Source organism: Pseudovibrio exalbescens DSM 16456 (genome assembly GCF_000422785.1).
Classification (GTDB): Bacteria; Pseudomonadota; Alphaproteobacteria; order Rhizobiales; family Stappiaceae; genus Pseudovibrio; species Pseudovibrio exalbescens.
The window spans coordinates 121,165-134,640 of record NZ_AUGS01000001.1 but is presented as its reverse complement, the minus strand read 5'-3'; the positions used below and the strand labels follow the sequence as shown (position 1 = coordinate 134,640).

12 protein-coding genes are annotated in these 13,476 nt (G+C 55.2%); 7 read left to right on the top strand and 5 right to left on the bottom strand.

The genetic code is table 11. The annotated features are described in order from the left end of the window. Window positions 1-308: 308 nt before the first annotated feature. Window positions 309-1,022, top strand: a complete 714-nt coding sequence (locus G512_RS19540; RefSeq protein ID WP_051268684.1) for a hypothetical protein — start codon at window positions 309-311, stop codon at window positions 1,020-1,022. Window positions 1,023-1,123: 101 nt separating this feature from the next. Here G512_RS19540 and G512_RS0100675 read toward each other — a convergent pair whose 3' ends face one another. Beyond that, complete coding sequence (locus G512_RS0100675; protein ID WP_028480031.1) at window positions 1,124-2,323, bottom strand: pyridoxal phosphate-dependent aminotransferase; 1,200 nt, start codon at window positions 2,321-2,323, stop codon at window positions 1,124-1,126. A 249-nt stretch (window positions 2,324-2,572) separates the two neighbouring features. Here G512_RS0100675 and G512_RS0100670 point away from each other — a divergent pair, with 249 nt between their 5' ends. The 4 genes from G512_RS0100670 (at window position 2,573) to G512_RS0100650 (ending at window position 5,159) form a co-directional block, all read left to right on the top strand. Further along, the gene (locus tag G512_RS0100670; protein WP_051268681.1) at window positions 2,573-2,983 is read left to right on the top strand and encodes a GtrA family protein; all 411 of its coding nucleotides are present in this window, start codon (window positions 2,573-2,575) and stop codon (window positions 2,981-2,983) included. A gap of 111 nt (window positions 2,984-3,094) precedes the next feature. Further along, window positions 3,095-3,322 carry a hypothetical protein gene (locus G512_RS0100665; RefSeq protein ID WP_028480029.1) on the top strand — a complete coding sequence of 76 codons (228 nt, stop codon included), beginning with the start codon at window positions 3,095-3,097 and terminating at the stop codon, window positions 3,320-3,322. A gap of 418 nt (window positions 3,323-3,740) precedes the next feature. Beyond that, the gene (locus tag G512_RS0100655) at window positions 3,741-4,151 is read left to right on the top strand and encodes a DUF3775 domain-containing protein (RefSeq protein ID WP_028480028.1); all 411 of its coding nucleotides are present in this window, start codon (window positions 3,741-3,743) and stop codon (window positions 4,149-4,151) included. Between the two features lie 102 nt (window positions 4,152-4,253). After that, complete coding sequence (locus G512_RS0100650; protein WP_028480027.1) at window positions 4,254-5,159, top strand: DMT family transporter; 906 nt, start codon at window positions 4,254-4,256, stop codon at window positions 5,157-5,159. 66 nt (window positions 5,160-5,225) lie between these two features. On the opposite strand, the gene uvrB is transcribed toward G512_RS0100650, so the two are convergent. From uvrB to G512_RS19535, 3 genes are all read right to left on the bottom strand, one after another. Beyond that, window positions 5,226-8,009: an excinuclease ABC subunit UvrB gene (gene uvrB, locus G512_RS0100645; protein ID WP_028480026.1), complete on the bottom strand. Its 2,784-nt coding sequence runs from the start codon at window positions 8,007-8,009 to the stop codon at window positions 5,226-5,228. Window positions 8,010-8,174: 165 nt separating this feature from the next. Beyond that, the gene (locus tag G512_RS0100640) at window positions 8,175-9,413 is read right to left on the bottom strand and encodes an OmpP1/FadL family transporter (protein ID WP_028480025.1); all 1,239 of its coding nucleotides are present in this window, start codon (window positions 9,411-9,413) and stop codon (window positions 8,175-8,177) included. Window positions 9,414-9,879: 466 nt separating this feature from the next. Then, the gene (locus tag G512_RS19535; protein WP_073832996.1) at window positions 9,880-10,908 is read right to left on the bottom strand and encodes a heparan-alpha-glucosaminide N-acetyltransferase; all 1,029 of its coding nucleotides are present in this window, start codon (window positions 10,906-10,908) and stop codon (window positions 9,880-9,882) included. A gap of 137 nt (window positions 10,909-11,045) precedes the next feature. On the opposite strand from G512_RS19535, the gene G512_RS19530 reads away from it, so the two are divergent. Both G512_RS19530 and G512_RS0100625 read left to right on the top strand, forming a co-directional pair. Then, complete coding sequence (locus G512_RS19530) at window positions 11,046-11,516, top strand: septal ring lytic transglycosylase RlpA family protein (protein ID WP_081657319.1); 471 nt, start codon at window positions 11,046-11,048, stop codon at window positions 11,514-11,516. A 174-nt stretch (window positions 11,517-11,690) separates the two neighbouring features. Beyond that, the gene (locus G512_RS0100625; RefSeq protein WP_028480024.1) at window positions 11,691-12,716 is read left to right on the top strand and encodes a DUF1402 family protein; all 1,026 of its coding nucleotides are present in this window, start codon (window positions 11,691-11,693) and stop codon (window positions 12,714-12,716) included. A 77-nt stretch (window positions 12,717-12,793) separates the two neighbouring features. Here G512_RS0100625 and G512_RS0100620 read toward each other — a convergent pair whose 3' ends face one another. Continuing rightward, window positions 12,794-13,459 carry an MBL fold metallo-hydrolase gene (locus G512_RS0100620; RefSeq protein ID WP_051268677.1) on the bottom strand — a complete coding sequence of 222 codons (666 nt, stop codon included), beginning with the start codon at window positions 13,457-13,459 and terminating at the stop codon, window positions 12,794-12,796. Window positions 13,460-13,476 lie beyond the last annotated feature (17 nt).

The following is a 13,476-nucleotide window of genomic DNA, read 5'->3' as shown; positions in this document are numbered from 1 at the left end:
GGGCCTTTGTGGCAAACTTGGGATGGTTACTCCGTCAATTTGCAGTGGTAGGCTTCTGCAGGTTATTAATAACGCAGCGTCATAAGGGAGCGTACTGGGGCGCTTTTCAGGTTCCGGACGCACTTGAACAAAGACTCGTAACCAACCGGCAACAAGTCGAAATTTCCAAGTATACTGCCGCTCTACACCTTCCGTTTACCATAAGAATTAACTCTAAATGACCCGTACCAATCTGGGACAAACTGCAAGACTGTTTTAAACAAAAACTCGAAATCTCGGGGCAACGGCATCTTATTGGAGAATCAGAAATGCCCCGCACAAAGCTCAGAACAACGGCGAGCGCTTTCGCCCTCCTTGCGGCTGTCAGCCTCCCCTCCCTGGCATTTGCTCAAACACCCAACGCCCGTATAGCTGGTGGTTTCGGTGCTTTGGATGGTGACCTGCTCGGCCTTCTTTCAGCAAACTATGTGGCCTATTTGCATAACGGCTTCGCTGCGCAATTCGACGCCAATGTGGGCGGCGAAACGGACTATGGGTTTGTTGGCGGCACCGCGCGCCTCGGTTTCAGGCAATATGACGCCGGGTACTTTGGCCTTGTGGCCTCCGGCTCCCACATTAACCGCCCTGATGGAGAGATAGGCTTTGTTGGCGCTGAAGGCCAAATGCACTTCGGCCCCATCAGTCTTGATGGCATGATCGGCGCCCAAGTCTTTGACGACGACGGCGACATTGTCGGCGCTCTTGATGTGTCCTACTACATGACGCAGAACCTGCGCTTTTATGGTGGGTATCGGTACATCCGCGGTGACGATATTTATGCCGCCGGTTTTGAACTGCGGCCAGGCAGCTTTGGCGAGCAAGGCTTTGCACTGTTCGGCGATGCTCGTCTGCGCGACACGGACGACACAACATTCCTCGTTGGCGGCCGCTTGAGCCTGAGCGGCAATCGAACCCTGATGCAGGAAAACCGTAATGACTATGTCAACCGCAACTACATTCTGGATGAGCTGATCTCAGAATAAGCGGCAATCACAGCCGTTTGTCCTGCGTTTATCAGGCGAGCAAACATAAAAAGGCCGGCCCGTGTAGAGGCCGGCCTTCGTGTTTTGCCGATCAGGCTTCTTTATTTCAACGCAGCACAGAACCTTTGAATGCGTTTGCAGGCTTCCGTCAGCGCTTCGGTGGAAGTGGCATAGGACACGCGGAAATTCGGGCCGAGACCAAATGCGGAGCCCGGCACAACAGCCACACCTTCCGTTTCCAGAAGCTCGGACGCAAAATCCAGATCAGTCTCTAGAACCTTGCCGGAGGGCGAAGTCTTGCCGATAACACCGGCGCAGGAAGGAAAGACATAAAACGCGCCTTCAGGCACCGGACAACTCAGGCCCTCTGCCTGGTTCAACAGGGTTACGACCAGATCACGGCGACCCTTGAACACCTCATTGTTTTTCGGAATGAAGTGCTGAGGGCCATTGAGTGCTTCCACAGCCGCCCACTGCGAAATGGACGAGGGATTGGAGGTCGACTGAGACTGGATCTTCGCCATTGCCTTGATCAGTTCAACCGGGCCACCTGCGTAACCGATACGCCACCCAGTCATGGAATAGGCCTTGGAGACACCATTGACTGTCAGAGTGCGCTCATAAAGACCCGGCTCGACCTGTGCGGGCGTGGTGAACTCGAAATCGTCATAGACAAGATGCTCGTACATGTCATCTGACATCACCCAAACGTGCGGATGCCGCATCAACACATCCGTCAGCGCCTTCAGTTCGGCCCGCGTATAGCCCGCGCCGGACGGATTGGATGGCGAGTTGAAGATGAACCACTTGGTCTTGGGTGTGATGGCCGCCTCAAGAGCCTCCGGTGTTACCTTGAAGGTCTCCTTGTCGGCGTGGACGACAATCGGTTCTCCACCTGCCAGCAAAACCATGTCCGGATAGGAAACCCAGTACGGTGTCGGTATCAATACCTCGTCCCCAGGATTGATGGTCGCCATCAGGGCATTGTAGAGAACCTGCTTGCCACCCGTGCCCACGGTAATCTGATTGGGCTCGTACTTCAGTTCGTTATCCCGCTCGAACTTCGTGCAAATGGCCTGCTTGAGCTCGGGAATCCCGTCCACTGCAGTGTACTTCGTCTTGCCTTCGTTGATGGCCGCAATAGCGGCGGCCTTGATGTTGTCCGGTGTGTCAAAGTCTGGCTCGCCGGCTCCTAACCCAATAACATCACGACCAGCTGCCTTGAGTTCGCGCGCCTTGTTGGTGACGGCGATGGTGGCAGACGGTTTTACGCGTGAGAGCGCATCGGCGATAAAGCCCATAATGACCTCCATGAAAGCGGCAGTTTGGTGTTTTTCTTGCTAGCGGGACCAACTACCCGCGTGACGAACAAATGCAGGTGTGATCGCAGACAAAACTGTAATCGAAGCTTGCGCGCCAAAACAAACAAAACTCACCGATCTCGCCCAATAAAAGGTGCATTAGTACCAATTAACTTGCGCGCAACCATATTCTTAACTAAGCACGGAACGTGCCGAGCCCTGCAAACCAAAGCAAAGCCAGACGCTGACATGACCTTCTTGCCTCAAACCGCGTTGCGAATCTGCCGAGAAAACCTGTTTCTCCGCTTTTGCACAGTGGGAGCAAGCGGCCTTGTCGTGGATTCACTGGTGTTGGCCTTCATGCTGTGGTTGGGGGCAGGTCCCTTCATCGGGCGTGTCGCTTCCATCTGGGCGGCCATGACAAGCAACTGGGCGCTCAACCGAAGCTTTACCTTTCGCTCCCAAGGAAAGCCCTGGCCAGAGTATTGTCGCTTCGTTGCCGTCAACCTTTTAGGCGCCGGCATAAACTACGGCATTTACTCGCTTATCCTTCTTTTCCTACCCATCCTTACGCCCTTTGGCGCTCTCGTGATTGCCACTGCTTGTGCCGTCGCCTTCAACTTTGCAGGCTCAAAACGCTACGCATTCAGCAGAGACTGACCGCCTGCATTAAATTGCCCCGTTTCACCGATGATTTTTCGCGTTTTGGGCGAGATTTTGCCGCATTGCACCGTCACCTTCAGGTCATCCGATGGACGAAGGAATCATCCCATGCAGGACACGCAAAAGAACAGCAAAACCAACAAGACCACCTTCGCAAAAGCGCGCCCGGTTCTGACCGGCATAGCTGCGTTCTCTGCCTTGCCGCTGTTTGCGTTGGCAACCGTTGATATCGACTGGCTTACAGTGCCGGAAATGCTGCTGGTAACGGTGCTTATCGCCATTTTTTCAACCGGAAGCTGGTTCCTGTACTCGCTGACAAACCGCTTTACGAAATAAGCAACCGTTCAAATAAAAAGGTCGATGAACAACTGTTGTCCATCGACCTCAAGCTCAGGCCCGCCACATGACCCTAAAGTCATCTAAGGATTCTTCATCCGTAAATTTAGGGTACTCAAAATCTATGAGGGTTAACAACCCCAAAAATGGCCATTCCCTGCGGTTTTCTATAGTATTAATTTCTTGATTATTCTGAAATAGTTGCTCCACCCGCCGCGAATCCATGTTAGCCGGCTCCCGAAGAGGCCCGATCCCGGTTGTACACGGCTTTGGCCACGCACCTCCTCTCCTGCAACCGACGCCAAACGCGTCAAAGGTAACTCTGCGACAAGATGGAGGAGGATGGCCTGCTAATCCCCTTGCCCTTCAGGATGATCCGACGTTACTATTGAAATATCAACTGAAGACGGTGACGCTCATGCCGACAGAACTGAACCTATCTGCTGAAACCATCCGCATGTTCATTCAGAAGATTCGCGCGGCATCCAATACTTTGTCTGATGCCTATGAGGACGGGCACGAGGGTGAGGTTGCTTATGACGCTGAGAATCTGGTTGCCGTCCATTCGCACGAAGGTCTTGCCGAGGAAGAAAACGACGACCTTCTGGATGAAGAAATCAGAGAACTGTTGTCTGACCTGAATGTTGATGAAGCTGCGGAGCTTGTGGCGCTGACCTGGATCGGGCGCGGCGATTACGACAAGGGTGATTGGGATCAAGCCCTGAACGAGGCCAAGGAACGCTCTACCGGCCCAACCGTCACGTATCTTCTTGGCATCCCTCATCTGGCAGATTATCTGGAAACCGGGCTGGACGAGATGAACCTGTGACAACGACAGCACACGACCAGTCACAACCTGACGCTGTGCTTTCTGGTGGGCACCGGCTAGATTGAGCTTGTCGCCGGGTCAGCGGTCAGCTACTGACGTCTGATGACTCGGATCACGGCAAACACTCTCCTTCTGCTAACCGGCTTGATTTGGGGCGTCACCTTCATCGCCCAATCGACAGCCATGGACAAGATTGGTCCACTGCAATTCAGCGGCCTGCGGTTTCTGCTCGCCGGTGTTGCACTCCTGCCCATGGTTTGGCTGGAGAAAAAGCGTGCGCCGCAAAACGTCATAGATCCCAAGCTGTGGCCCGAGTTCGTTGTGGTGGGTCTGTGCTTCACTGCAGGCATCTTGCTGCAACAATACGGTTTGACGGTCACGACTGTCACCAATGCCGGTTTTCTGACAGCCATATACGTTGTTCTTACGCCTCTGATTGCCATGGTCTTTTTCCGGCAATTGCCACATGTCATTGTCTGGCCCGCAAGTGTGATGACGCTGACCGGGATTTACTTGCTCGGTGGCGGTGAACTGTCAGCCCTTAATCTTGGCGATTTCCTCATGATCATCTGCGCCGTTTTCTGGGCTTTGCAGGTGATCCTTCTTGGCCGGCTGGTGATGCGCACCGGACGCCCCATGGCCACGGCTGCCACTCAATTCTTCTTTGTCGGCATCATCGGGACCCTAGCGGGCGGCATCTTCGAGACATATTCGATTGCAGCGCTTCAGGAAGCCATGGTTGAGCTCCTCTTCGCCGGTGTGATTTCCGGCGGCGTCGCCTTTACCCTTCAAGCGATTGCGCAGCAATGGTCCACGCCAGCAGATGCCGCCATTCTGCTCTCATCCGAAGCGTTGTTCGCGGCGATCGCCGGCGCGTTGTTTTTGGGCGAAAGATTACCGGTACCCGGTCTTATCGGCTGCACCCTGATATTCCTCAGTGTTTTGTTGGTGGAGCTGGCCCCATTGGTGGCGCGCCGCTGGCGCAAGGGCCGCGAACTCGGCACCTGAGCCAACCGCCAACAGGCGGCGATCAGGATCACGCCGCCCATTTGCCAGCTCGGTCTTTGTGACGATCTACTTCTTTCGATAGGTTCGCGTGCCGGGACGCCCGCCTGAACTGCGACCCCGCTTCTTGTCGGTTGAAGCCCCTTTGGGTTTCGACAGGTCTGTTCCCGGCCCCATTTCGCCCAGACGTGGCTTGTGCGCTTTCGATGTGGAAGGCGGTTCGTTTGCGGCTGCGCCGTACTTCTTGTCACCCTGATATCCACCGGATTGTTGAACCACAGCGCTTTGTCGCGCCATTGGATCATCGGAAAGCATAAGATCCGTTTCTTGCAAACGCTTGATCTCATCCCGCAATCGCGCTGCCGTTTCAAAGTCCAGATCTGCCGCTGCTTCGCGCATCTTTTTCTCAAGATCTTCAATGTGAGCCTTGAGATTGTGGCCGATGGTGGCACTATCCTCGGCAAAGCCGGCATCCACCGTCACATGGTCCTGCTCGTAGACGCTTTCCATCACATCGCCGATGGCCCGCTTCACGCTTTCAGGTGTTATGCCATGCTCCGCGTTGTACGCTTCCTGCTTTTCACGGCGCCGGTTTGTCTCCTTGATCGCCCGATCCATTGAACCGGTCATGGTATCCGCGTAGAGAATGACCTTGCCGTCCACGTTGCGCGCCGCACGACCGATGGTCTGGATCAGCGATGTTTCAGAGCGCAGGAACCCTTCCTTGTCCGCATCAAGAATGGCCACCAAGGCACATTCGGGAATGTCGAGCCCCTCACGCAACAGGTTGATGCCGACCAGCACATCAAACGCTCCCAGCCGCAAGTCGCGAATGATTTCAATGCGCTCCAGGGTATCGATATCAGAGTGCATGTAGCGTACGCGAACCCCGTTTTCGTGCAGATACTCCGTCAGGTCTTCCGCCATGCGCTTGGTCAGCGTGGTCACCAGTGTGCGGAAGCCCTTGGCAGCAACCTCGCGGACTTCGCCAAGCAGATCGTCCACCTGCGTCTTTGCCGGCCGAATTTCGATAACCGGGTCGATCAGGCCGGTGGGGCGAATGACCTGCTCCGCGAACACGCCGCCCGCCTCCTCCATCTCCCAGGAACCGGGTGTCGCAGACACGGCGATGGTTTGCGGGCGCATTGCATCCCATTCCTCGAAACGCAAAGGTCGGTTGTCCATACAGGACGGCAGCCGGAACCCGTATTCGGCCAGCGTCGCCTTGCGGCGGAAGTCGCCGCGATACATGGCGCCGATCTGCGGAATGGTGACGTGGCTTTCGTCTGCAAAGACGATGGCATTGTCAGGCAAATACTCGAACAAGGTGGGGGGCGGCTCACCCGGTGCCCGACCCGTCAGATACCGGGAATAGTTCTCGATGCCCGCACACGAGCCGGTTGCCTCCATCATCTCGAGATCGAAGGTACAACGCTGGTCGAGCCGCTGGGCTTCCAGAAGACGCCCGTGATCATTCAACTCCGCCAATCGTTCCTTGAGTTCCTTCTTGATGGACTTGATCGCCTGATTCAACGTTGGCCGTGGGGTAACGTAGTGCGAGTTTGCGTAGATCTTGACCTGCTGCATGTCCCCGCTTTTCCGGCCAGTGAGCGGATCAAACTCCGTAATCGCCTCGATCTCGTCACCGAACATGGAAATGCGCCACGCCCTGTCTTCATAGTGGGCGGGAAAGACTTCCACGGTGTCGCCGCGCACGCGAAACGTTCCGCGTTGGAACGCAGCGTCGTTGCGCTTGTATTGCAGGGCCACCAGATCCGCCAGCAGTTGACGCTGATCGATCCGCTCCCCAACCTCCAGGGCGAAGGTCATCGCCGTGTAGGTTTCCACGGAGCCGATACCATAGATACAGGAAACCGACGCGACGATGATTACATCATCCCGTTCCAACAGGGCCCGAGTGGCCGAATGGCGCATCCGGTCGATCTGTTCATTGATCGAGCTTTCCTTCTCGATGAACGTGTCGGTTCGCGGCACATAGGCTTCAGGCTGATAGTAGTCGTAGTATGAAACAAAATACTCGACCGCATTGTTCGGGAAGAACGCCTTGAACTCCCCGTAGAGCTGGGCTGCGAGTGTCTTGTTGGGCGCAAGAATCAAGGCCGGGCGCTGTGTCCGGGCAATAATCTGGGCCATGGTATAGGTTTTGCCTGAACCGGTAACCCCAAGCAGAACCTGTGTTTGGTCGTTGTTGTTCAACCCCTCGACAAGATCCGCAATGGCCGTCGGCTGGTCCCCTTTTGGCTCATAAGCCGATTCCAGTGTGATCGGTACACCGCCCTCAGACTTTTGAGGACGTTCCGGACGGTGGGGCACCCACGCCTCACCATTCTTGTGAAGCGGGTTACCAGAAGAAATCAGATCGGCCAGCGCCTGAACCGTTGCTGTGGCTCCAGTAGGCCCTTCTGGCAGATCGGACTTCTTCTTTTTCTTGTTCTGCTTCACATGGGCTTGAAGCATCTGTTCGGCGTCTTCAAGGCTCATGTCCATGCCGGCAACCGGGTTCAGGCCGCCTTTAGCCCGTTCTCGAGGATCGGCCGTTCCGCCCATGGACGTGCCGCGTGCGCTGCGCGCACCCCCCTCAGCCTTTGCCTTAGTCTTGGTCTTGGTCTTGGTCTTGGACGAAGAACCGGCGGCCTTGGTGGGAGCTTTTTTCCCTTTGGCCTTGGGTTTTGCCCCAGCAGGCGCCTCTTTGGGTTTCAGAGTGGCGGGATTTTCATCCGCACCAATCTGGTCGATCCAGTCGGAGATACCACCTGTGAGAGGAGCGCCATCAAGCGACGGCTGCGGCGCTTCACCAAACCCGGCGTCATCATTATCCGGCGCTTCGGGCAACTTCTCGGAGGACTTGGAGGGATTCTTGCTAGCCATGACGCGCAATATGGCGCGTCTTAGCATAAAAGAAAAGAGTTGTTCTTGCTTCGTTCCATAAAATTGAACCCGCCGAATGCACATTCGGCGGGTTCGATCATCAGATCATGAAAGTCTGGCATCTGCTGCTTAGAACGAAACCCGCAGTCGAGAAGACAACTGGAAGTTCCAGGAGGAGCCGTAGTCGTAAGTAGCGGTGACAGGTGTCGATCCGTCGATCTGATAGACACCATCACCTGCTGTTTTGTAAACAGCACGACCACCCAACGCCAAACGTACATTGTCGGAAACATCATAGGCGCCACCCAAACCGAACGCCCAGAAGTCAGAGTAGGGGCCACCAATGCCTTGGTCCCATGTCAAGGTCCCGCCAACGCCGAGCTTGTCTGTCAGCTTATGCGAAACGCCCGCTTCAACAGCCCAGCCATCGGAATAGTTCAACACTCGAGTAGAACCGGCTGACCCAATAGCGTTCGGTCCGAAGTCCACCGCGAGTTCGTTCAGAACACTCCAATCAACCCACTTGACGCCGAGCGAAACAAGCCACCCTGGCGCAATGCCTGATTCAATACTTGCTTCAACCGCTTGAGGAAGTGTAGCCGAGGCCTTAGCAGTTGTATCCAGAGCCGGTATCACAGGGTTACCGTTTAGCGGATTCAAAACTGCCCCGCTTGTAGAAAAGCTGCCATCCAGATCTATATCAATGGCTGAATCATAGGAAATCTTGGCTCTTAGGGCCATTTCAGGGATCTCGTAGGCAGCTCCGACGCGCCACCCGAACTCGTAACCATCGGTTTCAACATCAATGCTAGCAACACGATCAAGTGCAGGCACCGCAGTAGTTACGGGATTGAATGCCGAATTCTGCTCATAAGTCACATCAACGGCCCTAATACCGCCGAAGATACGAAGATTGCTACTGTCGTTGATGGCATGCTTGTACGACAGCATTGCATCTATGCCATTGGCATCAGCAACGGTTTCACCAATCGCATATCGTCCGCCCCAATCAAATCCGGGCTCTTCGCGAATGATGTAGGGGTTATCAACTCGAGCAAAGAAGTCAATGTTTTCGAACAAATTGGCTTTCACTGCGACTGAATAGAGCCAAACGTTCGGGATCGCATCATCAGAGTTAGTACCTGACGTCGGTTGCCCGCCACGATTGGTCCCATTGACGTTCTTGAAATCAACATTGCGGTCTACGTAGCTTGTCTGACCCTGAATGACGAACTTGTCGTTGGAGAACAGCAGGTCGTAGCTGTTCAGCCCCTGCACGTCCCACCCGGTTGCAAATGCGGACCCCGATGCGCCCAAAATGGTTCCGGCCGCCAGAGCGGCGCCGAGAGCGCGATTCAAAACTGTCATATTCCCCCTCCAAATGCAGAGCGACTTGATCTGCCCGAACCGTTGTTCCTGTCACGCCCTTAGGCTGGATGTCGGCACAATTCGACATGGTCGCCCCCGCCGGAGGTCTTCGTCTCCGGCTGTTGCCTGCCGCCTCCCTGCAAGCAGGCTGGACAGAAACACGGCAAGAAAAACGGTTATCTGCGAATTTATAAGGGGAAATATTTACAAGGCTGCCGCAGAGGTCAACTCCCCCGTAAGGCCTAGTAGTTGTTTGGGAACATACTGAAATCTCTAGTTTTGCGTAGCTGATATACCGAAGCTGGCTTAGGAAGCCCGATTATGAGCTGAAAATCGATCAAAAAGGGCAGTACATCGGACTAAACACGACTGCGTGTTGAGAAAAACAGAAACGCTACCTAAGCCGGAAAACTTCGGGAAAAGCCAAACAGCTGTCCAACCAGTGCAAATTTGCAACAATTATCGATCATTGGCCGGGGATCGATTCTTCTGTATTCCTCTGATTTTGGAGAAAACAGGTACGGTAGGTTTGCTGGATCCGCGTTCGCATCTCAGGATCAGGCTGCGTTGTCACGGCCTGCTGCCACATCCCCTCAGCCTGCAAAGCGCTTTTTGTGCAGGCGCAAACGGCCTCACAGTGCGTTTGGGTTGCAGAGGCTTCACAAGCCGCCACGCAACTGCGTTGAAAGGCCAACTCCTCTCGGTCCGGCAACATGCCCAGCGCCACCAGCGTCCACAATGCGCCGAAAAGAACCGGCTGATGAACCAGATAGAACAGGAGGGAATGCCGTCCGCACCATGCCAGCCCCCTGCGGACCACTTGGCGCGACGCAGCCGGACGCGCCCACTGTTCCGACTGGATTGCCGGTTTGGTCATCTGCCGTCGCTGAAAAACCTGTCCCGTCGCCGCTCCCAGCAGTACCGCCGCAAACCAAGGAAAAACCGGCACAAAGTCCACTGCGTTATACGGACTGCCGACCAACCCCGTCCAGAACCAGACCGCGTTGACCGGTTGACTGTATCCATAAATGCCAACACTCAGCACCAATAGCGCCGCCGCAAGGTTGATGACTGCAGTCAGCCGAAGAAACGGCAAGACCAGAACACTGCTCACCGCAATATTGTGAAGAATGCCGAAGCGGACCATGCCGCTGCCGAACGCATAATGGGTTCCAACAGAAATCAGCAGGGCCGCCCCTGCAACCTTCACCAACCGGACCCAGAAGCGCCTCCAGCGCACACCGCTGTTGTGAGCCAGTACGCTGCTGAACCCCACCAGAAACAGGAAGCTGCCCGCAATACTGGCCGCAAACATGCGCCACCCGATGCCCTGTGTCACAGGCCAGTCGACCAGTTGGAACCAGGTCAGATCCCAACTGAAGTGATAGACGGCCATGGCCCACAGTGCGAACCCGCGCGCCATGTCAAGCCATTCATATCGTCCTTGAGGTCGGGCACTGGTGTTTTTAAGGGAGACATCGAGGTTTGTTTGCATGCTTAAGTACTTAGCTAAAATCCAAAGAAAATCTATCTCTGTTTAATGTGAAAACACTCACGATTTATCGCAAAACTGTCTTTTTTCTGCCGCCTTTGACCAGTTAGTACGCCTCATCCCAAAAGATGAGGTCTTTAATGGCAAACGTATGTGCGCTTCTGCGTCAAGGTCGAACTTGGCTTTCTTCTACACTCAAGATCACAGTCGCCGTTGGCGCATTGGCACTGGTCCAGCCTGTCTCTCCAACACTCGCTAGCGGCGCAGCTGGTACAGCAAAATCTGCTGCCGCATCGGCTCAATGTGGCAAAGCCTCGTGGTATGCCCTTACGTCACGCACCGCCAGCGGCGAAATGGCGAACCCTAACGGTATGACCGCGGCCCATCGCACGCTGCCTTTCGGCACCATGGTGAAAGTAACCAACCTGCGCAACGGCAAGTCGGTTCAAGTGCGCATCAATGATCGGGGTCCTTTTGTCAAAGGCCGGGTCATTGATGTAACCAAGGCTGCGGCCGCGAAGATCGGCTTTGTCAATTCAGGCATCACCAGCGTCAAGGTTGAGATCGTGGGGAAAGGCTCGGGCAAGCTGCGCGGCTATGAATGCAGCTGACCACACCAGCACACGCTGTGATCACGAAAATTTATGTCAGCAACCCACTCGAAGCTCTGTCCACTGAGGAAACACGGTTTTACGAGAGACAGCGAGTTGTCTAAGACTGCCGGTTAAGCGGCCCGCTCACTCTCACCCCAGACAAGGCCTCAGTGCTTCGGAAGGAATCTCGTCTTGTATTTCGGCAATCTTGTTGGCTCCATTCTTGCGCTCGTTCTGGCCATGACCAGCACGGCCCCGGCAGCCTATGCTGCGCCGAAGGCGCCTGCGAATTCGAGTGCATCTCCACGTGATGAAACGAAAGGCACTCCGGATCCGGACATCCTCATGATGCCGATTGGCAACATGAACATGGAACAGCCCCCGGTACCCTCCGCGTCCCGAACACGCACGAAAGCCTTCAAGCGCACCTATGACTACAAGTTCGAGCGCGTTCTCGATCTGTTGCGCAATGACGAAGACCTGATGGGACAAATCAAGGAGGTTGCCAAGCTCTACGAGATTGATCCGATCCACATCATTGGCGCGATCGTGGGCGAACACACCTACAACTACGACAGTCTGGACAGCGCGCAGGGTTACTACCTGAAGGCGCTGAATTACGCCGGGTTGCGCATCGAGTTCGAGTACGAAGGCGAGAAGGTCACGAAGTTTATCCAGCGCCGGCAATTTCGTACCTGTAACACCTTCAAGGACAGCAGCGCACGCTGGCGCTGCTATGAGAAGGTATGGAACGAGACGTTTCTAGGCCAGAAGGTGGATGGCATCCAGTATCCGCTCAAGCGCTTCCACCAAACCTTTTTCCGCCCCATGTTTGCTGGCCAGAGTTTTGGCATCGGTCAACTGACACCGCTGACGGCACTGAAGATGAACGACATGGTTCAGGAAATCAGCAAGTTCCCCGCGCTGGATCCTGACCGCGCAATGGATATCTACCAAACGGTCATGAATCCGGAAATGTCGCTTCACTATACGGCCGCGGCGATACGCGATGCCATCGAAGCCTACCGCGAGGTTGCACGGATCGATATCTCTCCCAACCCCGGCATTACGGCGACGCTCTATAACCTTGGAAATCCATGGGAGCGCGCTGCAGCTTATGCAGCCCGGAGAGAAAAAGACCCGGAAAGCCTACCGCAAGAAAACTACTATGGCTGGCTGGTGAACGCGCGCATCGACGCTCTGCGTGCCCTGTTGTAATACCGGAGCCTTCCCGAGAAAATGGGCAGGCCGGCAACATGGACCGGCCCATCCTTCACTAATCACTTGTCGAATTTTCAAGCAAGGAATGGATTCGACTGACGTTCCTGTCCAAACGTGGACGCCCCGCCGTGGCCCGGCAGGAATGTGATGTCATCACCCAGCGGCAAAAGTTTGGTCTTGATTGATGCAATCAAGGTGGCATGGTCACCGCCGGGCAGATCCGTCCGACCGATGGAGCCAGCAAACAGCACGTCACCGGAAATGGCGAACCGCAGTTCCTTGTTGACAAACACGACGTGGCCCGGCGAGTGCCCCGGACAATGCAGTACCTCGAAATCGCCACCGGCGATCTGTACTGTTTCACCTTCTTCAAGCCACCGACTTGGGGTCACCCCCTCCACGTCAGGCAACCCGAATTGCTTAGCCTGATCCGCCACGCCGTCGATCAGGTCCTTGTCTGCCAAATGCGGCCCCTCTACCGGCGCATTGGTTTTCCGCGCCAACTCGGCGGCGCCGCCAATGTGATCCAGATGACCATGGGTCAACAGGATACGGTCTACCGTGACACCCAACTGTGTGATGGCATTGGTAATGGCCTCCACATCTCCACCCGGATCAATCACCGCCGCATGCTTGGTTTGCGTGTTCCAGATGATGCTGCAGTTCTGCTGAAACGGCGTTACTGGTACAACGGTTACCTGCAACTGCGGCAATTCTGCCTGACCTTCAGTATCACTCATGAAAATTCCCGTTTTTT